This window comes from Rhodococcus sp. NBC_00294, from assembly GCF_036163995.1.
Lineage (GTDB): Bacteria > Actinomycetota > Actinomycetes > Mycobacteriales > Mycobacteriaceae > Rhodococcoides.
Map to the genome: position 1 here is coordinate 4,475,244 of NZ_CP108043.1, position 19,085 is coordinate 4,494,328.

Consider the following 19,085-nt stretch of genomic DNA (forward strand, 5'->3'; position numbering starts at 1 on the left):
GGCCTTCGGGAGCGTCGCGCACGATGGCTGTCGCGACACGGCGCCGCACGATGCGTTGTGCACGTGCCCACCGCCACGAGGGATGCGCGGCGTCAGTGCCCGGTGACCACGCCGAAGGCTCTCACCACGAGGTCCACGACGTCGTCGAGCGACAGGTCGTCGCGCTCGACGTACTCGTCGGCCGCCCGGTCGAGGAATCCCGTCCAGGCGACGACCGCCGTCTGCATCACCGGAGTCAGGGGCTGCCCCAGTCCGACGATGTCCGCCGCCTGACGCGCGCCTGCCGCGCGTGCCTCGCGGAGCGCCCGTTCGACGGCCGGATCGCCCAGCACGCCCTCGACGACGACGCGGACGTACAGCGTCCGATGGTTCTCCAGGAACTCGATGTGCCGTCGGACGAAACCGTCGAGGCGTTGCTCCGAAGTCTGCTCGTCCGCCCTCGGACTCTGGTGATGCACCAAGCGCGACAACACGTCTGCGAGCGCCGCAGCCACCAGGCCCTGCTTGTCGGTGAAGTAGTAGAACAGCAACCCGTGTGCCACGTCGGCCCGCCGGGAGATGGCGGCCGCGCTGATGTCCGCGTCGCCGCCCTCGCTCATGAGGGCGATGGCCGCATCGATGAGTGCCTGTCGACGATCCCGTCGCGGACGACGCGCGCCGTCGGGGGGGTTCGCGGACATGGCACCGAGGGTAGTGCACCCCGCCCTGCACCTCGAGCACGAGTCAATTTCTTGACTGACAGTCAAAGTGCTCGTAGCGTCGCGGTCACTTCCCCACGACGAGAGGCGACGATGAACGCGACGGGTGACCACACCGGCTCGGCCGGTCTCGGCAGTCACGGACCGGATCGCATCGCCCACTGGGTGGTGAAATCGACTCGCACCGACGAGATGGTGCGGTGGTACGGCACCGTCTTCGGGGCGCAGGTCGCGTATCAGGACGACGAGATCACGTTCCTGACCTGGGACGACGAGTCGCACCGCCTGGCGATCATCGCCGTGCCCCCGGTTCTGCGGCTTCTCTTCCCGCTCGCGAGGCTCAAGCGCAAGGTCTACGGCATCGACCACATCGCGCTGACCTTCACGTCCCTCGAACGGCTGCTCGAGAACTACGTGCGGTTGAAGCGCCAGGGCATCCGCCCGGTCTGGTCCATCAACCACGGCCCGACCATCTCCCTCTACTACGAGGATCCCGACGGCATCCGACTCGAGTTCCAGGTGGAGAACTTCGACCCGGATCACACCGCGGCGTTCTTCTACAGCGACGAGTTCGCCCGCAATCCGATCGGCGTGAACATCGATCCCGACTACCTGCTGAGCCGACTGCGCAACGGCGAGTCGCCGAAGGAGCTGCGGCGGCGGGAGGCCGGGACCAGGCCGGGCCGGCCGGTCGTGGCGAACAAGAAGACCATCTCGTTCCGTACCTTGTGATCCCTTCTCGAGAAAGCGAATCACCATGCCCGTGAACATTGTTCGCACTGCCGAGGGATGGTGGCGCCTGCACGGTGAGACCGCGGCCCGCATCGACACCACGGCCGACACCACCCGTGATCTGCTCGCCGATCGTGCGGCCGTCGAGAGCGCACACGGCGAGGACGCCGTCGCGGCGGATCTCGACGTCCTCTCGCCGATCACCGCACCGTGCCGCGTCGTGGCTCAGTTGCTCAACTACCGGTCGCACGCGCTGGACATCGGAGCCGACCCGGCAACGCTGTACCCCACGTTCTTCCGGAAATCGTCGGCCTCCATCAGCGGCCCCAACGACCCGATCCGCCAACCCGCCGAGGTCGCCCTGCTGGATCACGAGATCGAGCTGGGCATCGTCATCGGGGCGGACGTCCCTGTCGGGACCACGGTCACGCAGGACACCCTGCCGCACTACGCCGCGGGGGTGGTCGTGGCCGACGACGTGTCGGCGCGCGAGATCCAGCTGACCCGCGTCCAGGTCTACGAGAGCAAGTCCTATCCCACCTTCACGCCACTCGGCCCGCGACTCGTCCTGTTCGACGCAGCGGACTGGGCGCGGCTTCCCGAGTTGCACATGACCCTGTCCGTCAACGGCGACGTCCGTCAGGATCAGACCATCGGCGATGACCTGATCACGCCACCCGCCGAGGCACTCACCCGCCTGTCTCGTTTCCAATCCCTCTCCGCAGGAGACGTTCTCCTGACGGGCACGCCCGTCGGAACCGCCATCTCCGCCCCACCGAAGATCGTGCAGAAGATCGGCGAACTCCTTCCGCCGGCGGTCAAGTGGAAGATCTTCTTCGCTCGACAGGCGCGCAATCCCCACTATCTCTCCGTCGACGACGTCGTGACCGCCACCATCCGCACGGCCGACGGCACCATCGACCTCGGCACTCAGCGGACCGTCGTCCGATGACGACTCCGGTGGTGATCGTCGGCGCGGGTCCGGCAGGCGCCACAGCCGCACTGCTGTTGGCTCGCAGGGGTATCCGCACCACTGTCCTGGAGCGTCGAGCCACGCCGCTCTTCCATCCGGCCGCACACGTGATCAATGCCCGCACGCTCGAGATCTGGCACGAGTACAGCCCCGATCTCGCGTCGGCCATTGCGTCGATGTCGCCTCCGCACGACGAGGTGAACCTCATCAGTTGGTTCGGCGGCATCGGCGACGGCCCCATCGGGTCCATCGACCTGCTGTCCGATCCCGAGCGGAAAGCAGTCGTCGAGAGCCAGAGCCCGTACATGGTCTCGCACATCGGACAGCACCTGCTCATGCCCGTGCTGTGGAACGCGCTGGACGAGGACCCGCTCATCGACTTTTGCCGCGGCGTCACGGTTCTGGATGTCGAGTCCACACCCGAGGTCGCCCGAGTGCGAACGCGCAGTGGAGATGACGACGGAGAGCTGACCGCTCGGTACGTCTTGGGGTGCGACGGGGCCAACAGCCCTGTTCGCGATGCCAGTGGAATCGACCTCGACGGGCCGGTCCTGGCGAACATGGGCAGCGCGTTCTTCACCTCGCACAAGCTGTTCCCGGACGACGCTCGTCCACTTCTGAGCTGGATCTACACGCCGGATCTGTGCGGCGTACTGATCTCGCACGCCGATCACCGGTACATCCTCATGACGGCCTACCTGCACCCGGCCCAGGAGATCGCCGCGAACAGCCGCCAGTTCTGGGCCGACATGTTGCCGAAGGTGCTCGGTGACAAAGACTTCGAGCTGGAGTCGACCGGCACCTGGGTGATGACCTCGCAGACCGCGGACTCGTTCCGCCGCGGGCGGCTCCTGCTCCTCGGTGACGCTGCGCATCGATTCCCGCACACCGGCGGCTTCGGCCTGAACTCCGGGGTGCAGGACGCGCACAATCTCGCGTGGAAGCTCGACACGGTGCTGTCCGGCACTGCCTCTCCGACTCTGCTCGACACCTACGAGACGGAACGCCGACCGGTGGTGGAGAAGTTCGCGGAGCAGAGTGTGGCCAACCATTTCCGGCTCGACGACATCGGTGGACGCATCGGCATCACCAACAGGATGCTGGCGGTCGCGACCCGTGTCGCGGCGCGTGCACCGCTCGCGTCGCTCCCCGACCGGCTCGTCGCGCCGATGGCCACGGCGATGATGCGTCGGCAGATGCGTCGAGCGCGGCGACTGCATCCCGGGGCCCCAGGTTCGACGGCACTGCGCGGGCAGATCGCGGAGGCGTTGCCCGGTCAGATCGAACACTTCGTCTCCACCGGTCTGCAGTTCGGCTATCTGCACACGAGCGACCTCGTCGCCGACGACGACCCTGCAGTGCGGCCGCCCGAGGACGTGGTCGACTATCTCCCCACCAGCTACCCCGGCGCCCGGCTTCCCCACGCGATGATCTCGACACGCGGGCTCACCACGGGCATCCACGACGTACTCCACCGGACCTCGTTGACGCTCCTCGCGCTCGACGACGACGGGTGGGAGAACGAGCTCGGCACTCACCGCATCGCGGGCCCTGGCGTCGTGGTGGTCCCCGTCGACGCACCGGACCCCGCAGACCGGCGTCGACTGATCGACCTGCTGGAGGTCGGTGAGAAGGGAGCCGTGCTTGTCCGCCCGGACGGGCACGTGGCCTGGCGTACGACCTCGCCGGCGTCGTCGGGTGTGGCCGAGTTGACGAGATTCCTCGAACGCTGGCGCCAGCACTATCCGATGCGGTGACAGCGGCATGTCGAGGGTTCCGCGCTCCGATTCCTTCGGCAACACCGGAACCGACGGGGTTGACTGTGCCCATGACTGACACGAGGGTCGCCATCGTGACCGGCGGTGGACGCGGGATCGGACGGGCCATCAGCCTGGCCCTGGCCCGCGCCGGGTGGGACGTGGTGATCGGCTACCACTCCGACGCGGACTCGGCCGACGCCGTCGCAGCTGACGTCACAGCCCTCGGTCGCCGCGCGGTGTGCTGCGCGGTCGACATCGTCGACGAAGATTCCGTCGCCGCGTTCTTCGCGGCAGCGGAGACGTTCGGGCCGGTGACCGGGGTGGTGAACAACGCCGGCGCGGCCACCGCAGTGGGGCGGCTCGAGGACAACGACCTCGCGGCGATCCACCGGGACCTCGACGTCGACCTCTTCGGAGTGATCGTCTGCTGCAAGTTCGCGCAGGCAGCACTCATGAGACAGGGCGGTGGATCGATCGTCTCGATCTCGTCCGCGGCCGCGACGCTCGGAAGTCCGTCGAGGTACGTCCACTACGCGGCAGCGAAAGCCGGAGTCGACGCACTGACACTCGGACTGTCGAAAGAACTTGCCCCCGCGATCCGCGTGAACGCCGTGTCGCCCGGCACGATCTGGACCGACTTCCACCAGGAGCCGGACCGGCCCGCGCAGGTCGCCCCGACGGTGCCGCTCGGTCGAGCGGGCACCGTCGACGACATCGCGGGAGCCGTCGTCTGGCTCATGTCCGAGGACGCGAGTTACGTGACGGGTGCGGTGCTCCGGGTGGCCGGTGGACTGTGAACTACCTGCGGTGCGGACCCACCTTGTTCTCCGAGTTCTCGTAGTCCCCCCGGTAGAGGCGATTGCTGAACGGCTTCTCGTTCACGGGGATCTCGATGAGCCAGTCGTGCTCACGGATGTCACGCGGCCGATACGACCCCTTGAACGTCACGGTCACCGCGCCACCGCGTTCCGCAGCGGCCTCCTCGGTGGCCTCGCGACCGGTGTTGAACGTCTCGGCGAGGTCGCGACCGTCGTTGCCGACGATGATGGTCCCGTCGTGCACGAACTGGACGAAGGTGCCGTTCGTGGCCGCTGCGGTTCCGGCGACGGCCGACCCCAACTCCGGGTTCAGTTCGGCGACGAAGTCGGGGGTGCCCGGCGCGGCCTCGCGGTCGTCCGCTCGTACGTCCGCGTGGCGGGCCGGTGCGGGCGCGAGGGTGACGTACTGGCCGAGGGCACTGTGGCGTCCGCGATCAACGATGTCCCAGACGTGCGAACTCGAGGTGACCTTCACCCTCCCGTCGTGGAAGACGGTGACGCGGTCGGCGCCGTTGCTCAGAATCGTGCGCTTCGCGTTGGGGGGCATCCGGTAAGTATGCGCCCCGGGACCGTCCGCACTCACGCTCGGCTCCGAAGACATGGGCCGTGGTGAGGCCAGGCGCGATCAGTCGGCCGACGTGATGGTCACCGTCACCGTGCCACCGAGCGCACCGACCACGCCGACTCCCGACGGGTCCATGGTCCCGAGTACGACGATGCCGGGGAAGTAGCTCTGATCGCCGTAGTACAGAACGACGTCGTTCGACGGCGCGTAGTACCCGATGTCGCCGGGATCGGGATCCGCCCCTGAGGGAGACCCGTCCGTGCTCAGCACCGCCGGCAGCGGACCCGTCTTCTCCACGCCGCCGTGATCCGACATCTCCACCGTCACGGGCAGAAGTGCCGCGAGATCGCGGGCCGCCACACTGTCGTTCAGCGTTCCGATCACCGTGGTGCCCTCGACGTCGATCGCGATGCGCATCGTCTCTCCGTTCCGTTCTGCGGCGGTCGGCCGCGTGGTCGTCGGTGACGAGGCAGCCGCACCGACGGTGTCGCTCTCAGCCGAGCAGCCGGCGAGCAGAGAGACTGCGGACGCGAGGGCAATCGCTCCGCGGCGCGTCATCCACGCTCGTAGGTGGCCCGGAAGCCGTCGGCAGGATCGCTCGGTGTCGGAACGAGAGTGTCACCGTCCACCTCGTGAGCACGATGAAGGGTCTGCCCGATGAGATCGCGCGCCAGAGCCGACTCCACCGAGATCGTGAAGGTCCCCGAGGTTCCGTCGGACTCGGTCACGAGATCACCGTGGAACGACTCGTACCCCTGCAGGATCGAACGCCGAGCCCGGTCATGCGCCACTCCCCCACCAGCGGGCTCGCCTCCTCCGACGCCGTCCACGCCGCGCCCAGTGCGGGCACAGCGACCGCCGGCGCGGCAAGCACGAACGGTCTCTTCACGGTTGGTACCTCGTCACGTCGGAGGGTTGGTCTGGCCCCACCAACGCTAGAGACGTGATCGCACGCGAGGGAGTCCCTACGAGGGCACCCTTTGCGGTCTCCCGACGACACTCAGAAGTCGAGGCTGTCCACTCCGTCGGACGCACCACGTACTCGTCGAATGTGCACCCGTCGAACGAGGCGGATGACAGGCCGGACGAGCAACTCGATGCTCCCGACAAGGAAGAAGACTGTTCCGAGCTCGGTGGTCGACTCACTGAAGAACAGCACACTGCCCGCGATGAACCACACCGCGATCGCGATGTCGTTGACGATGCTGACCACTTCCCACCGCTGACGGACGATCAACTCGTCGTGTCCGATGGTGAGTGTCAGCGTCTTCCCGCTGGTGTCGATACCCACGGTCGCCGATCAGGAGTCGGTGTTCGCATCCCCGGGGTGCGGCACGTTCTCCTCGTCGACGTACGCGGTGTGCTCGGTGTCCTGCTCGTGCTCGCGCGGTCCGTCGTTGCTTCCGGCGGCGGGCACGGCGTCCGCAGCATCACTGGGCATCGTCATCGCGGGGTCCTGCTCTCTGATCGGTGGTCGGGTCACGCCCTGAATGCCCCGCGCCCCGATTCCGCAACCCTCAGGCGGGTGTGCCGTCGCCGACCAGATCACCCATGTCGAGCACGAACCGGTAGCGCACGTCTCCGGCCTCGAGGCGATCGAGAGCGATGCCGACGAGGGCCGACGGCAGCACCTCCACCTGCGCGGTGATGCCGTGGTCGCCGCAGAAGTCGAGCATCTCCTGCGTGTGCCGGCGACCACCGCTGCCGGACGAGCTCACCGATTTGCGACCGACCAGGAGATCCACCGTCTCGATCGAGACCGAGCCGAGGTGGCCCACCAGACAGAGGGTTCCGTCGAGCGCCAGGCTCGCGAGGTACGGCTGCGGATCGTGAGCGACCGGGATGCAGTCGACGACGAGATCCAGTCCGCCCTGCACCGCCGCCATCGCGGCGTCGTCGGTCGACAGTACGGTGTGGTGAGCACCCAGTTCCCGCGCCTCCTCCGCCTTGGCCGACGAGGTGGTGAACACGGTGACCTCGGCGCCCAGCGCCGCCGCGAATCGCACGGCGAGATGACCGAGGCCACCGATTCCGGCAACACCGACACGAGAGCCGGGACCGATGTTCCAGCGGCGCAACGGCTCCCACACCGTGATGCCCGCGCACATCAGGGGAGCGACCGCGGCCGCATCGAGGCCTTTCGGCCGGTGGTAGACGAACCGATCCCGCACGACGTACTCCGCCGAGAAGGCTCCTGCCGTCGTCGATCCGTCGACGCGGTCCCGCCCGCCGTAGGTGAGGGTGGGGAACTCACGGCAGTAGTTCTCCTGCCCCGCAGCGCACATGTCGCACACGTCGCACGAGTCGACGATGTTGCCGACGGCCACGGGGTCCCCAGGGGCGAAGTCCGTGACGCCGCTGCCCACGTCGAGCACCGTTCCGACGAACTCGTGGCCCGGGGTGAGCGGGAAGGACCCCGCGTCGTCCCGGAGCGCGTGCAGATCGGAATGGCACACACCGCAGTGGCTCACGAGCACGGCGACGTCGTCGGCCCGCAGGTCCCGTCGCTCCACCGAGTCCCGGATCAACGGGGCTCCGGGTGCGGATGCGCTGTAGGCGGCCACGGTTCTCACTGGATGTCCCTTCGACGTGGACCGGTCGGTGGCAACCAACTGGTTAGTTGGAAGCGTAACCGAGAACGATCGAAGTGACCAACCAGTTGGTCACTGCGTAGGCTCGACCCATGGGTGACGCCGCCGAGACGAGACGACGAATACTCCGTGCAGGGACGGCCGAGTTCGCCGAGCACGGCATCGCGGGGGCGCGCGTCGACCGCATCGCTGCGAACGCCGCCATCAACAAGTCGCAGATCTATGCGTACTTCGGCAGCAAACAGGCACTGTTCGACGCGGTCTTCGACAACCGGGTGGACGTCGACATGGCGGACGTCCCGCTCGACGCGGACGACCTGCCCGGATACGTCGCGGCCCTCTACGACATGTACCTCGGCGATCCCGAGCTGGTGCGCCTGGTGACCTGGGCGCGGTTGGAGCGGACTCCGATCGGCCCCCTCTTCGCGCACCGCGAGGATGACGGCCGCGCCGAGTTGGACGCCATCCGCGACGCACAGAAGCGGGGCACTCTCGTCGACGACGTCGCGGCGGAGGATCTCTGGTCGATGCTGGTGTCGCTCGCCGCCACGTGGGCGCAGTCCGCGATCGTCCACACCGCGCACGCGGGTGAGAGCGCGTCCGACCACGATCGCCGACGAGCGGCACTGGCAGCGACAGCGCGGAGGGCGTTCCACGCGATCTGAGCCGACGAGGCACCTGTCAGCCGAAGACCGTCTGCCGTTCGGTGTGGGTGAAGGTGAAGATCGTGGCACCGAAGCTGAACAGCGCGGCGAGCAGGAGCACCTGGGGACCGGTGATGACGACGCCGATGAAAGCGCCGATCGCACCGCCGAGCGAGAACGACCCCAGCAGCATGAGGTAGCAGAGCCAGTCGTAGCGGGTTCCGCCACCGCACAGATGGCGTTCGATTCCCTGCCCCAGCTTGACCAGCGTTCCGGTGACATAACTCAGCGGAATGTAGGTCTCCTCCTTCTTGGTGAAGGCAGTGTTCAACGCGCCGAGCGCGAAAGCGATGAGAAGGATCGGATAGAAGTTCACGTCGGCGGACGACCACCCGGACAGTGCGATGTCGATCGACCCCGCCACCGCGAGCGCGATCGTCGTCACCACGGTGGCACCGTGCGGATGGTTCGACCAGTACTTCCGTCGGCAGATCGACGCGATGACCACGCCGAGCAGGAACGATCCCATCAGAGCCAGTGCGGCCCAGGGAGATGCGCCCGGAGCCACCTCCTTGCCGGCGGGCTCACCGAAATGTCCCACGACCGCGCGTTCGGTATTTCCCGTCATGAAGGTGACGAAGTATCCGGCGGAATGCAGAAATGCGACGGCGCCGACCATCCCGGCGAGGCCCGACAGAATCCAGGACAACCGGGCTTCCGGGCCGACTGCTGTGTCACGGCTGATCGCCACAGATGAGGTCATACCTGTCATTCTCCGGACGGAATGTGCTCGGACGGCTCCGTGAGGCGTGTATCACAGAACAATAAAGATGCTTAACACCAGTGAAATGTGGTGGGTCACAACAGCGTTCTCCGAAGGCTGGAACAACACCGAAGGATTGAGGGTGGTCAGACTCGGGGCACCCGTGCTGCGTGGGCGGCAGTTCCGCCCCACGCCTGAGGAGGCCCCATGTATCTGCACGTACAGAAGCTGATTCACGACATCGTTCCCGACGAGCCCGATCCCGCCGCAGCGAACGCGCTGCAGGAGGGCCTCGGTGGCCAGTTCGGCGAGATGCGCACGATGATGCAGTACCTGTTCCAGTCGATGAACTTCCGCGGCGCCGCGGCCAAGCCCTACCGGGACCTGATCCAGGGCATCGGTACCGAGGAGATCAGTCACGTCGAACTCATCGGCACCACCATCTCTCGCCTGCTCGACGGGTCGCCGCGATACCAGGGCAAGCAGAACGATCCGCTCGACACACCGGGCGCGGGCGGCGCCGTGCCGCTGAACATCGCCCTGTCCGAGGGCAACATCCACCACTACCTCGTCGGTGCTCAGGGCGCGATGCCCGTCGACTCGGTGGGCAACCCGTGGAGCGGCAGTTACGTCTACAACTCGGGCAACCTCGTGCTCGATCTGCTGTACAACCTGATGCTCGAATCGACGGGCCGCCTGCAGAAGTGCCGCATGTACGAGATGACCGACAACAAGACCGCCCGGTCCACCATCTCCTACCTCATCGTTCGGGACCAGGCGCACGAGAACGGCTACGCGAAGGCACTCGAGACACTGGGTGTCGACTGGAAGAAGACGCTGCCCATTCCGAAGACGAACGCCGAGCAGTTCCCCGAGGTGAAGAAGCTCGTGGAGATGGGCCTGCAGAGCAAGCAGTACACCTTCGACCTCACCGGCGCGTCCGAGGCGGGCCGTATCTACCAGGGCATGTCGCCGTCGAAGGACGGAACGGATCTCGACGCGAGCGAACAGGCGCCGGCGGGTGCACCCCTCGACATCGCGCCCGAGCGACCGGAGGAGTTCGCACCCGGGCTCGATCCGGAGCTCATGGAGCTGATCCAGCAGACCGCAGAGATGGAGATGGCCGACATCGACGCCACCTTCGGCGAACTCGGGAAGTGATCTGACAGTTCACCGATGCGGCACTGCGCGACTCTCGTTCGCGCAGTGCCGCATCGGTGATCACGACACCATGCGTCGCAACAACCCGACAGCCTTTCTCATCCCGTAGGCCACGACGGTCCTGCGACCGTCCTCGTGCGTCCACTCGAGGAGAGCCGAACCGTCCTCCATCGATCCCTCCAACACGGTGGGTGCACCGACGAGAGGCAGCGGACCGACGACCTTGATCGACAATCCCAGTACCTCGGTCCAGAAGTAGTCGTCAGTCGGTGCGCACCGGGCCGGCACATCCAACACCGATGCCGCGGCGACCCTGCCCTGCGCGATCGCAGTGGACCAGAACGGGGTACGGCGAACCCGGCCGTTCTCGTCCGAGCCACGAGTGACGTCTCCCGCAGCGAACACTCCCGCCACTGCGGTCGCACAGCGGTCGTCGATGTCCACGCCGGCGCCGTCACCGATCCCGCTGCCGTCGAGCCAGTGCGTGCCGGGGACCTCACCGACACAGCTGACCACGAGATCGGCCGTCGACTCGATGCCGTCGATCCGGACCCCACCCACCGGATCGCCGATCAACTCGACAGGCCGGTCCACCCGGCGGACGTCGACCGAGCGTTCAGTCGCCCGTGCGGTGATCGCCTCGGACAGGAACGGGCCGAGTATCCGCTGCAACGGCGGATCCACGTCGATGACCGTGACCGGAACATCGCGTGCCGCACAGGCACTCACCACTTCCATCCCCAGGAACCCTGCGCCGACGACGATTGCGGACGTCGCATTCTCCAGCCGCTCGCGCAGCAGACGAGCATCGGCGAGGCTGCGCACCACCAGCTCACCGCTCTGGTCGGGTGCAGCCAGTCGGCGAGCGTCCGCCCCCGTCGCCACGATGAGAGCGTCGTACGGAACGTCGTCACCCTCCGCGAGAGTGATCACTCGTCGCTCGACATCGACTCCGGTCGCCAGCGCGGTGACGGCGGTCAGGTCGAGATCGGACAGGTCCCAGACATCGGACGCACCGATGCCCTCCGCGAGAACGCGTTTGGACAGCGGCGGCCGGGCATAGCAGCCGTCGGGATCGCATCCGATCATGGTGATCGGACCGTCGTGCCCGAGCGCGCGGAGTTCACGTGCGGCGGTACATCCGGCGATGGAATCACCGACGATCACCACCCGGCGTGCGGCACCGCTCACGCGCGCTCACGCAGCGCCGCGACCGGACAGACACTCACGGCGGATCGAGCACCGGGCACCAACTCGTCCGGGACGTCCGCGCCGTCGTAGGCATGGTACAGCTCGCCCTCGTCGTCGAGGCTGAACACCTCCGGAGCCTGCTCTGCGCAGATGCCGTGTCCCTCGCATCGATCCCAGTCGACATCGACGATCATGACGATCTCCTCTCTGCTGCGACCAACCTCATTGGGAGGCGGTCGAATCGGTGGATGACGTTGTTCACCGCACGCGACGGTGTACCTGTGAGTTCGATGCGCTCGACGCGCTCGGCCAGCACTCGCAGCATCGTGGACGCCTCGAGACGAGCGAGCCCCTGACCCGCGCATCCGTGCACGCCCGATCCGAAGCCGAGTTGACGGGTCGCATCGCGGGTGATGTCGAAGGAGTCCGGGTCGTGCCACTCGCGGGGGTCACGGTTCGCCGACGCGTAGAGCACCAGCACTCGCGCGCCCCGAGGAACGACCACGTCGCCGATGGTCTCCTGGCGCACCGCCCGGCGGGAGAACGCACGGATCGGCGACTCGTATCGCACGACCTCGTTGACCGCGTTGGGAATCAGGGTCGGATCCTCGCGGACCGCCTGCCACTGGTCCGGATGGGTCGCGAACAGGTGCAGTGCACCGGAGATGGCGCCGATGGTCGTGTCCAGCGACGGTCCGAGGTAGTCGATCATCAACGCCGGGCACTGCGATCTCTCGATGCGCCCCTCGTCGGCCGCGGCGAGAACGTCCGCACCCATGCTGCCCGGCAGCACCGAGCGTTCACGGACCACCCGACGGGAGTAGGCCATCATCTCCGACGCTGCTCGGGTCGCCGTCACCGCGTGCCGGTTCAGGGGACCGAGCGCATCGAATGTCGCTCCGGCCCAGCGCAGCAGGTCGTCACGGCCGTCCTCCGGCCACCCGACGAGATCGGGAACGATCGACGTCGGGAGCGCGGTGGCCAGGTCGTCGACTCCGTCGATGCACTGCTGCGTCAGCGCCGCGTCGACGATCTGCTCGGCCTTGTCCTGCACCGCCGACGCCATCTTCCGGACGGCCTTCGGAGTGAGACGATGTGCGAGCACGGATCGCTTCAACGCGTGCTCGTCGCCGTCACTGTTGAGCGTCGTTCCACGACCGAGTCTGTTGGCGACGGGATTCAGCGCGACACCGTCGCCGGAGACGAACGTGCCGTCGTCGAGCAGCGTCGACTTGCATTCCGCGTAGCGCGTGATCGCGTGAACCTTCTGGCGAGTCAGCCACACCACCGGACCCAGAGCCCGCATCTCCGCGTAGTGCGGGTACGGATCGAGAATGGCCGCGGTGGAGTAGATGTCCTCGGTGTAGCGAGGAAGTGCCGTGTCAGTTCTCATCGGCGCGTCCGATCGTGTTCGGGGGCAACGGGCTCGGCGACGGCGGTACAAGGGTGTGGAGTGCGGACAGTGACCGCGCTGTCGCCATCACCGTCCGGTCGGGGCGGACCAGAGCGGCGGACACTCGTCCGCGGCGTAACCATCTGCCGTGGTCGGAGCCGGGGCTGACCAGAAGGACCTCCGCGCCGCGGCGGGCGATCTCCTGACGTTGCGCTGGTTCGGGTTTCACGGTGGTGACCACTGTGAACCGGTGTGGTGCCACGGCATCGAAGCGAACACCGCGCTCGGTCGGCGCGTTGGGGCACAGCGTTCCCTCGAGCCGGCGCGGCGACATCGATCCACGTCGCACGAACATCGACGGGTGCAGACGCGGAGTCGCGCTGTCCGTGACGACGGAACTCAGTCCGGGAACACGTGTCACCACCGGGAACACCCGGCGACGCAGACCCGCGACCCTCTCACCGCCGCCGTTCATGGCCCATCCGACGGCGACTGCCTGGCGGATCATGGCGCGCGCGTGCGGTATTCGTTCCTGCTCGTAGCTGTCGAGAGCAGCCTCGGGCAGAGATCCGCCCAGCACCCCGGCCACCTTCCAGGTCAGGTTGTAGGCGTCGCGCAGACCGGCGCCCATCCCCTGGCCGATGAACGGCGGTGTCAGATGCGCCGCGTCGCCCAGCAGGAACACCCGTCGATCACGCCACCGGTCTGCGAGCTGGGCCCGGAACGTGTACTCGGTGACCCGGACGAGCTCGAGATCGGTGCGCGGTGCTCGGCGCAGCCACGGGTCGAGCAGCGGTGCGAGTGCATCCAGATCCGGGAAGTCGCCGACGGTCTCGTGTTCGAGAAGTTCGAACTCCCAGCGATAGCGGGTCTCGCCGATGCGCATGAACGTGCCCGCGCGGTGTGGATCGCACAGCTGATGCACCCCGTCCCACAGGCCGGGGTCGACGGGGCTCGACGCGTCGACCACCAGCCACCGCTGTTCGGGCGCGAGAGTCCGCATCGTCGTTCCGAGCGCGGCCCGCACCGCGCTGTTCGCACCGTCGCACCCGAGCACCACGTCGGCCGTGACGGCGCTGCGTTCGCCCGTGGCGACGTCCCGGACGATCACCTGCACGTGGTCCCTCATCGTGGCCACGTCGGTGATCTCCACGCCGCCGCGAAACTGCACGTGAGGATTCCGCGTCATCGCGGCTCGCAGGATGCGCTCGAGCTCCGGTTGGTCGAACATGTTGGCCGGAGGGAAGCCATGGTGACGGGAATCGGGATCACGCTCGAACTCGGCGATGGTGTCCATGGCGGGGTCCACCAGGCGCAGGCCGCGTCCGGGGCGGGAGATCTCGGTGAACGCCTCCGCGACGCCGAGGTCACCGAGGATGCGGTGGACCTCGTCGTCGAGGTGGACGGCACGCGGCTGCGGGAAGATGTCCTCCCACCGGTCGAGTACGAGGCACTCGATGCCGTGCCGTCCGAGCAGTGAGGCTGCCACCATTCCGGTGGGTCCCGCGCCGACGACGACGGCCGGGTGGTGCGTCACGCGTACCGCACCGTCGTGCGCTGCATCCCCAGGTCGAGCATCGCGTCGTCGGTGGCGATGGTCACCTCCACGACGTCACCGTCCTGCAGGTAGGCCGGGTTGCTCGCCTGACGCTTGAAGAAGGTCTTCCACTTCACGGCCGGCGGCAGCAGAGCGCCGATGATCTCGATGGGCTTCGGTGGCGCCTTCAGGGCCGTGCCTCCCGGAGTGCCGGTCAGGATCAGGTCGCCCGGGTCGACGCGCTGGAACCCCGTCAGGGTCCGCAGCGCTTCCGTGGGTCGGTAGATCATGTCTCGCACCGTACTGTTCTGCCGGATCTCCCCGTTGACGCGCAGCATCAACCGCAGTTGCTCGAAACGATCGAGGTCGCCGTCCTCGAGAACAAGGAGGACGGGGCCGACGGGGGTGAAGGTCGGGTACGACTTCGCCTCGTAGAACTGGGTCTTGGGCAGCTGGACGTCGCGGGCCGACACGTCGTTGGTGATCACCAGTGCCGCGATGTGGCGGGCGACCGTCGTGTCGTCGATCGTCGATCCGACGGGAAGGGTCGTCCCCACCACGAGCCCGATCTCCACCTCGTAGTCGAGCAGGGTGACATGGGCCGGCCGGACGATGTCGGCGGTCGGTCCGCTGATCGACCCCGACGACTTCCGGAAGAAAGTCAGTGGCACCGTCTCCGGATTCATACCGGAATCCTTCACGTGCGACACGTAATTGGTCATCTGTGCCACCACTCGGCACGGCGCGGTGACGGGCGAGACGAGCTCCAGCGATGCCACGGGGACGGTCTCGCCGCCGGCCGCGGCAGCGTCGACGGCCGACCGGTCTGCGAGCAGGTCCGCGGTGGTGGTCGCTGTGGTGTCCACCCGAACGGCACCCTCGCGGGTCTGCACCCACCATCCGTCGGCGGTGCGGAGAACGGCGATGCTCATGTCGAGGCTACTTTCATCAGGCCGAGAAGGCGTTCGGAGTCGAATTCGTTGTCGCTGCGCAGTCCGGTGAGGATGGATCGCAGTTCCGACAGGGACCGCTTGTTCGGTGCGATCCCCAGGAAGTCCTTGCTCGCGGGTGGTCCCCACTGCGCGAGACCGGACGCCGTCATCGGCGCCCAGCCCGGTTCGAGCGTGGCGTCGAAGCGGTCACCGTCGCTGAAGTGCTCGACGAGGAAGCCGTCCGGGTCGCGCCAGTAGTCGAAGATCTGACTGCCCTGGATGTGCCGACCGATCCCCCACGAGTGCCGGTAGCCGCGCTCGGTGAGATAGCGGCTCCCCGCACCGATGGCGTCGATATCGCACACCTGGTATGCCGAGTGGACGTAGCGGTCCGACGGCCCCAGCGTCATCGCGAGCGTGTGGTGGTCGGTCGGTTCGGACCCCCGGTCGCAGCGGATGAAACTCATGACCGGTCCGCGGTGACGCTGCCCGTCGTAGTAGAGGAAATCGCTGACGATCAGGCCCAGGTGTTCGAGGTACCAGGTCAGATTCTCGAGATAACGCGTGCGCTGCAGCACCACGTGACCGAGCCGCTCCACGAGGGCGGGCTCGTGCGGTGGCCGCTGCGTGGCATTGGTGCGCGTGATCCCCGCGTCGTCGAGCGCCCCGAAGTTGTAGTCGTGGGTGCGCTGACCCGGCAGTGGGCGACCGTCGTCGAGATCGGCGACCACCCGCACCGGCTGGCCGCTCGGATCCGTCACGGTCACCCCGATCCCCCCGATCGAGTCGGGCAGCCGCTCGACGCGATGACCCGTCGCGCGGGCGAGGCGCAGCACGTCGGCGGACTCGGCGGCACGGAAGGCGGCACCGACGTAGGACGTCCGGCGCCCCTTGCGGATGATGACGCACGGCGCTCCGTCAGCCAGCCCGCGCAGATGCAACTCGTCATCGGTCCGCACGGTGACTCCGAAGCCGAATGCTTCCGCGAACGTCTGCGCGCGGTCCAAGTCGGGCTTGCGGAACTCGAGCCAGGCGATGTCCTGGACCTTGATCACCGGGTTCACCGCACGACCGGGATGCTCACCCGGCAACGCACCCTGATCGACGTGCATCCCCTGATGCCCGTCGACGTCGCGAGTTCGGTGCGCGTGATCGATCGTCATGGCCGCTCCTGAAGTAGATGATCACATCGTCACTCATGATCGGATCGCCCGTCAAGACTTTCTGATGAAATCATCACAAAGTGCGGTTCGAGTGGGAAGCACGGTGCTCGAGCGCTGACTCGTGTGCAGTGATCCGCGGCATCCGCGGATCACTGCACACAGGTGGCTCGGGAGCGAGAGGTTCCCTGTCAGGGTCTCGTTGCGCCGCGAGGACGTCGATAGCGTCGACGACCGTGCCTTCCACCACCGAACGTCGACCGCTGCCCTTCCTCGTCTCCGTCCTGGCGATGGGCACGTTCCTCATGGGCACGTCCGAGTTCGTCGTGGCCGGGTTGCTGCCCGACATCGCCGGCGACCTGGCCATCGGGATCTCCGAGGCGGGTCTCCTGGTCACGGCATTCGCGATCGGCATGATCGCCACGCCGGCGGTGGCGGTGGCGGTGCTGCGAGTTCCCGAGCGCACGACGCTGCTGCTCTCGCTCGCCGTGTTCGCCGCCGGACATGTCGTCGTGGCACTCACCGACGAGCTCTCCGTCGTCCTCGTCGCCCGCTTCGTGACCGCGCTGGTCACGGGGGCGTTCTGGTCGATCGCAGCGTCCGTCGGTGCTCGAGTGTCCGGCCCGGACGACGCCGCGCGTGCCATCGGCATGGTCCTCAGCGGGGGCATCCTGGCGACCGTCATCGGCGTGCCCCTCGGGTCCGTCGCCGGTCAGCTCGTCGGGTGGCGTGGCCCGTTCTGGATCCTCGCCGGGCTGGCGCTGCTCGCGACTGTTCCGGTCGCTCGCATCGTTCCCGGCGGTCGCTCCGCCTCGACCACCGTCCCGCTGCGAGAGCAGACGGCGGCGCTGATGTCGCGGCGCCTGTGGGTGGTCATGGCTGCCTGCGTCCTCGTCACCTCGGCCGTGATGTCCACCTACTCGTTCATCGCCCCGCTGCTGACGGAGCGTGCGGGCCTGTCCGCCGAACTCCTCCCGGTGGGTCTCGCGATCTTCGGCGTCGGTGCCGTCACCGGCACACTCGGCAGTGGCCGGCTCGCAGGCCGCGCGCCGTACGGGACTGCTCTGAGCGGGGGCATGGCCGTCGTGGCGGCACTCGCCCTGCTCGGCGCGGTGTCGGGCCACGCCGCACCGTCGATCGCACTTCTCGCGATCGCCGGTCTCGCCGGTCTCGGTATGAACCCGGTCCTCATGTCGATGGCCCTCAGGTTCGCCGAGGGTGCACCCACCCTGGCCACGTCGCTGTGCACGTCCATGTTCAACCTCGGCACCGCGATGGGGAGTGCGGTCACCGCGCGGGCCATCGGTGTGTTCGGCCCGGCCTCGATCCCGGTCGTCGGCGCAGCGTTCGCCGCCGCGCTGCTCGTTCCGCTGGCTACCCTCGTGATCATGGCCAGGCCCGGACACGGCCACCGCGCCGGCACCACCCCGCAGCACGACGCACTGGTGTCCTGACTTCCACTCGATCAGAGGAGTAACGACCATGACCACGATCGCCATCATCGGTGCGGGTGAGGGACTCGGAGCCGCCGTCGCTCGCCGCTTCGGCCGCGAGGGGTTCTCGGTCGCCCTGATCTCACGAGAGCAGGGCAATGTCGACCGCATCGCCGACTCGCTGGGCGATGCCGGGATCACCGCCGCGGGCTTCGCGGCCGACGTCCGGAACCCCGAGTCCCTGACCACCGCGCTGGACTCGGCGGCCGAGCGACTCGGACCGGTCGAGGTGCTGCAGTACAGCCCTGTCCCGGCAAGGGAATTCATGAAGCCGGTCCTCGAGACACTTGTGGCCGATCTCGTCGGTCCGGTCGAGTTCTCCATCTACGGACCCGTCACCGCGGTGAACTGGGCACTGCCGGGAATGCGGTCGCTGGGACGCGGCACCGTGCTGTTCGTGAACGGAGGCAGTGCAGTTCGTCCCGGCGCGACCGTCGCCGGGACCTCGGTCGCCTTCGCCGGCGAGAGTGCCTACGCCCAACTGCTGCACGACGCACTCGCACCGGAGGGGCTGCACGTCGGCCAGCTGATCATTCCGCGGGGCATCGGCGCGGGTGAGCCGTCGCACGAACCGGACGCGCTCGCGGAACTATTGTGGACCATGCACACCGAGCGCGGCGAATTCCGCACGTTCGCAGCACCTCTGGACTGACCTTCTCGACGAGAGGTGCCCT

23 protein-coding genes are annotated in these 19,085 nt (G+C 67.5%); 8 read left to right on the plus strand and 15 right to left on the minus strand.

From position 1 onward, the window contains the following. Nucleotides 1-92 precede the first annotated feature (92 nt). Nucleotides 93-680 (minus strand): TetR/AcrR family transcriptional regulator, encoded by a 588-nt coding sequence (locus OHB23_RS20995; protein WP_328810335.1) that lies wholly within the window; start codon nucleotides 678-680, stop codon nucleotides 93-95. Between the two features lie 111 nt (nucleotides 681-791). Here OHB23_RS20995 and OHB23_RS21000 point away from each other — a divergent pair, with 111 nt between their 5' ends. The 4 genes from OHB23_RS21000 (at nucleotide 792) to OHB23_RS21015 (ending at nucleotide 4,960) form a co-directional block, all read left to right on the plus strand. Further along, nucleotides 792-1,430 carry a VOC family protein gene (locus tag OHB23_RS21000; protein ID WP_307109327.1) on the plus strand — a complete coding sequence of 213 codons (639 nt, stop codon included), beginning with the start codon at nucleotides 792-794 and terminating at the stop codon, nucleotides 1,428-1,430. Between the two features lie 25 nt (nucleotides 1,431-1,455). After that, nucleotides 1,456-2,382, plus strand: coding sequence for a fumarylacetoacetate hydrolase family protein (locus tag OHB23_RS21005; RefSeq protein WP_328810336.1), 927 nt, complete (start codon nucleotides 1,456-1,458; stop codon nucleotides 2,380-2,382). Beyond that, nucleotides 2,379-4,160 (plus strand): FAD-dependent oxidoreductase, encoded by a 1,782-nt coding sequence (locus OHB23_RS21010; protein ID WP_328810337.1) that lies wholly within the window; start codon nucleotides 2,379-2,381, stop codon nucleotides 4,158-4,160. Before OHB23_RS21005 ends, OHB23_RS21010 begins: the two co-directional genes overlap by 4 nt. A gap of 71 nt (nucleotides 4,161-4,231) precedes the next feature. Beyond that, nucleotides 4,232-4,960, plus strand: a complete 729-nt coding sequence (locus OHB23_RS21015; RefSeq protein WP_056446532.1) for an SDR family NAD(P)-dependent oxidoreductase — start codon at nucleotides 4,232-4,234, stop codon at nucleotides 4,958-4,960. 1 nt (nucleotide 4,961) lies between these two features. Here the strand turns inward: OHB23_RS21015 and OHB23_RS21020 are convergent, their stop codons facing one another. The 7 genes from OHB23_RS21020 to OHB23_RS21050 form a co-directional block, all read right to left on the minus strand. Further along, complete coding sequence (locus OHB23_RS21020; RefSeq protein WP_027504369.1) at nucleotides 4,962-5,528, minus strand: hypothetical protein; 567 nt, start codon at nucleotides 5,526-5,528, stop codon at nucleotides 4,962-4,964. Nucleotides 5,529-5,606: 78 nt separating this feature from the next. Then, nucleotides 5,607-5,963 (minus strand): cyclophilin-like fold protein, encoded by a 357-nt coding sequence (locus tag OHB23_RS21025; RefSeq protein ID WP_231476168.1) that lies wholly within the window; start codon nucleotides 5,961-5,963, stop codon nucleotides 5,607-5,609. A gap of 137 nt (nucleotides 5,964-6,100) precedes the next feature. After that, nucleotides 6,101-6,274 carry a hypothetical protein gene (locus OHB23_RS21030; RefSeq protein ID WP_235578792.1) on the minus strand — a complete coding sequence of 58 codons (174 nt, stop codon included), beginning with the start codon at nucleotides 6,272-6,274 and terminating at the stop codon, nucleotides 6,101-6,103. After that, nucleotides 6,271-6,435: a hypothetical protein gene (locus tag OHB23_RS21035; RefSeq protein ID WP_328810339.1), complete on the minus strand. Its 165-nt coding sequence runs from the start codon at nucleotides 6,433-6,435 to the stop codon at nucleotides 6,271-6,273. The genes OHB23_RS21030 and OHB23_RS21035 overlap by 4 nt, the downstream gene beginning before the upstream one ends. Nucleotides 6,436-6,546: 111 nt before the next feature. Continuing rightward, nucleotides 6,547-6,837: a YrhK family protein gene (locus OHB23_RS21040; RefSeq protein ID WP_328810340.1), complete on the minus strand. Its 291-nt coding sequence runs from the start codon at nucleotides 6,835-6,837 to the stop codon at nucleotides 6,547-6,549. A gap of 9 nt (nucleotides 6,838-6,846) precedes the next feature. Then, nucleotides 6,847-6,993, minus strand: coding sequence for a hypothetical protein (locus OHB23_RS21045; RefSeq protein WP_197027715.1), 147 nt, complete (start codon nucleotides 6,991-6,993; stop codon nucleotides 6,847-6,849). Between the two features lie 70 nt (nucleotides 6,994-7,063). Next, nucleotides 7,064-8,119, minus strand: coding sequence for an NAD(P)-dependent alcohol dehydrogenase (locus OHB23_RS21050; protein ID WP_056446522.1), 1,056 nt, complete (start codon nucleotides 8,117-8,119; stop codon nucleotides 7,064-7,066). Between the two features lie 110 nt (nucleotides 8,120-8,229). On the opposite strand from OHB23_RS21050, the gene OHB23_RS21055 reads away from it, so the two are divergent. Continuing rightward, nucleotides 8,230-8,802 (plus strand): TetR family transcriptional regulator, encoded by a 573-nt coding sequence (locus OHB23_RS21055; protein ID WP_328810341.1) that lies wholly within the window; start codon nucleotides 8,230-8,232, stop codon nucleotides 8,800-8,802. A 16-nt stretch (nucleotides 8,803-8,818) separates the two neighbouring features. Here OHB23_RS21055 and OHB23_RS21060 read toward each other — a convergent pair whose 3' ends face one another. Then, nucleotides 8,819-9,544 carry a YoaK family protein gene (locus OHB23_RS21060; RefSeq protein WP_056446515.1) on the minus strand — a complete coding sequence of 242 codons (726 nt, stop codon included), beginning with the start codon at nucleotides 9,542-9,544 and terminating at the stop codon, nucleotides 8,819-8,821. 207 nt (nucleotides 9,545-9,751) lie between these two features. Between OHB23_RS21060 and OHB23_RS21065 the strand changes: the two genes are divergently transcribed. Next, entirely contained in the window at nucleotides 9,752-10,705 is a 954-nt protein-coding gene (locus tag OHB23_RS21065) for a manganese catalase family protein (protein WP_027504374.1), read from the plus strand. Nucleotides 10,706-10,765: 60 nt separating this feature from the next. Here OHB23_RS21065 and OHB23_RS21070 read toward each other — a convergent pair whose 3' ends face one another. The 6 genes from OHB23_RS21070 to OHB23_RS21095 are packed head-to-tail and all read right to left on the minus strand — an operon-like array spanning nucleotide 10,766 to nucleotide 16,921. Continuing rightward, complete coding sequence (locus OHB23_RS21070) at nucleotides 10,766-11,896, minus strand: NAD(P)/FAD-dependent oxidoreductase (protein ID WP_328810342.1); 1,131 nt, start codon at nucleotides 11,894-11,896, stop codon at nucleotides 10,766-10,768. Next, complete coding sequence (locus OHB23_RS21075; protein ID WP_328810343.1) at nucleotides 11,893-12,090, minus strand: ferredoxin; 198 nt, start codon at nucleotides 12,088-12,090, stop codon at nucleotides 11,893-11,895. Before OHB23_RS21075 ends, OHB23_RS21070 begins: the two co-directional genes overlap by 4 nt. Then, a complete protein-coding gene (locus OHB23_RS21080; protein ID WP_328810344.1) occupies nucleotides 12,087-13,289 on the minus strand; it encodes a cytochrome P450 in 1,203 nt (400 codons plus the stop codon). Before OHB23_RS21080 ends, OHB23_RS21075 begins: the two co-directional genes overlap by 4 nt. Beyond that, the gene (gene mhpA / locus OHB23_RS21085; RefSeq protein ID WP_328810345.1) at nucleotides 13,279-14,826 is read right to left on the minus strand and encodes a bifunctional 3-(3-hydroxy-phenyl)propionate/3-hydroxycinnamic acid hydroxylase MhpA; all 1,548 of its coding nucleotides are present in this window, start codon (nucleotides 14,824-14,826) and stop codon (nucleotides 13,279-13,281) included. Before mhpA ends, OHB23_RS21080 begins: the two co-directional genes overlap by 11 nt. Further along, the gene (locus tag OHB23_RS21090) at nucleotides 14,823-15,758 is read right to left on the minus strand and encodes a fumarylacetoacetate hydrolase family protein (protein ID WP_027504379.1); all 936 of its coding nucleotides are present in this window, start codon (nucleotides 15,756-15,758) and stop codon (nucleotides 14,823-14,825) included. Before OHB23_RS21090 ends, mhpA begins: the two co-directional genes overlap by 4 nt. After that, nucleotides 15,755-16,921 (minus strand): VOC family protein, encoded by a 1,167-nt coding sequence (locus OHB23_RS21095; RefSeq protein WP_328810346.1) that lies wholly within the window; start codon nucleotides 16,919-16,921, stop codon nucleotides 15,755-15,757. The genes OHB23_RS21090 and OHB23_RS21095 overlap by 4 nt, the downstream gene beginning before the upstream one ends. A gap of 233 nt (nucleotides 16,922-17,154) precedes the next feature. On the opposite strand from OHB23_RS21095, the gene OHB23_RS21100 reads away from it, so the two are divergent. Both OHB23_RS21100 and OHB23_RS21105 read left to right on the plus strand, forming a co-directional pair. Further along, the gene (locus OHB23_RS21100) at nucleotides 17,155-18,372 is read left to right on the plus strand and encodes an MFS transporter (protein ID WP_328810347.1); all 1,218 of its coding nucleotides are present in this window, start codon (nucleotides 17,155-17,157) and stop codon (nucleotides 18,370-18,372) included. A 28-nt stretch (nucleotides 18,373-18,400) separates the two neighbouring features. Then, a complete protein-coding gene (locus OHB23_RS21105; protein WP_328810348.1) occupies nucleotides 18,401-19,063 on the plus strand; it encodes an SDR family NAD(P)-dependent oxidoreductase in 663 nt (220 codons plus the stop codon). Nucleotides 19,064-19,085 lie beyond the last annotated feature (22 nt).

What these genes read in the sequence shown, in the direction of transcription:
- OHB23_RS21015 (WP_056446532.1), top strand. Translation starts at nt 4,232, where the DNA reads ATGACTGACACGAGGGTCGCCATCGTGACCGGCGGTGGACGCGGGATC.
- OHB23_RS21005 (WP_328810336.1), top strand. Translation starts at nt 1,456, where the DNA reads ATGCCCGTGAACATTGTTCGCACTGCCGAGGGATGGTGGCGCCTGCAC.
- OHB23_RS21045 (WP_197027715.1), bottom strand. Translation starts at nt 6,993, where the DNA reads ATGACGATGCCCAGTGATGCTGCGGACGCCGTGCCCGCCGCCGGAAGC.
- OHB23_RS21090 (WP_027504379.1), bottom strand. Translation starts at nt 15,758, where the DNA reads ATGAGCATCGCCGTTCTCCGCACCGCCGACGGATGGTGGGTGCAGACC.
- OHB23_RS21075 (WP_328810343.1), bottom strand. Translation starts at nt 12,090, where the DNA reads ATGATCGTCGATGTCGACTGGGATCGATGCGAGGGACACGGCATCTGC.
- OHB23_RS21000 (WP_307109327.1), top strand. Translation starts at nt 792, where the DNA reads ATGAACGCGACGGGTGACCACACCGGCTCGGCCGGTCTCGGCAGTCAC.
- OHB23_RS20995 (WP_328810335.1), bottom strand. Translation starts at nt 680, where the DNA reads ATGTCCGCGAACCCCCCCGACGGCGCGCGTCGTCCGCGACGGGATCGT.
- OHB23_RS21080 (WP_328810344.1), bottom strand. Translation starts at nt 13,289, where the DNA reads ATGAGAACTGACACGGCACTTCCTCGCTACACCGAGGACATCTACTCC.
- OHB23_RS21055 (WP_328810341.1), top strand. Translation starts at nt 8,230, where the DNA reads ATGGGTGACGCCGCCGAGACGAGACGACGAATACTCCGTGCAGGGACG.
- OHB23_RS21020 (WP_027504369.1), bottom strand. Translation starts at nt 5,528, where the DNA reads ATGCCCCCCAACGCGAAGCGCACGATTCTGAGCAACGGCGCCGACCGC.
- OHB23_RS21105 (WP_328810348.1), top strand. Translation starts at nt 18,401, where the DNA reads ATGACCACGATCGCCATCATCGGTGCGGGTGAGGGACTCGGAGCCGCC.
- OHB23_RS21010 (WP_328810337.1), top strand. Translation starts at nt 2,379, where the DNA reads ATGACGACTCCGGTGGTGATCGTCGGCGCGGGTCCGGCAGGCGCCACA.
- OHB23_RS21025 (WP_231476168.1), bottom strand. Translation starts at nt 5,963, where the DNA reads ATGCGCATCGCGATCGACGTCGAGGGCACCACGGTGATCGGAACGCTG.
- OHB23_RS21065 (WP_027504374.1), top strand. Translation starts at nt 9,752, where the DNA reads ATGTATCTGCACGTACAGAAGCTGATTCACGACATCGTTCCCGACGAG.
- OHB23_RS21095 (WP_328810346.1), bottom strand. Translation starts at nt 16,921, where the DNA reads ATGACGATCGATCACGCGCACCGAACTCGCGACGTCGACGGGCATCAG.
- OHB23_RS21060 (WP_056446515.1), bottom strand. Translation starts at nt 9,544, where the DNA reads ATGACCTCATCTGTGGCGATCAGCCGTGACACAGCAGTCGGCCCGGAA.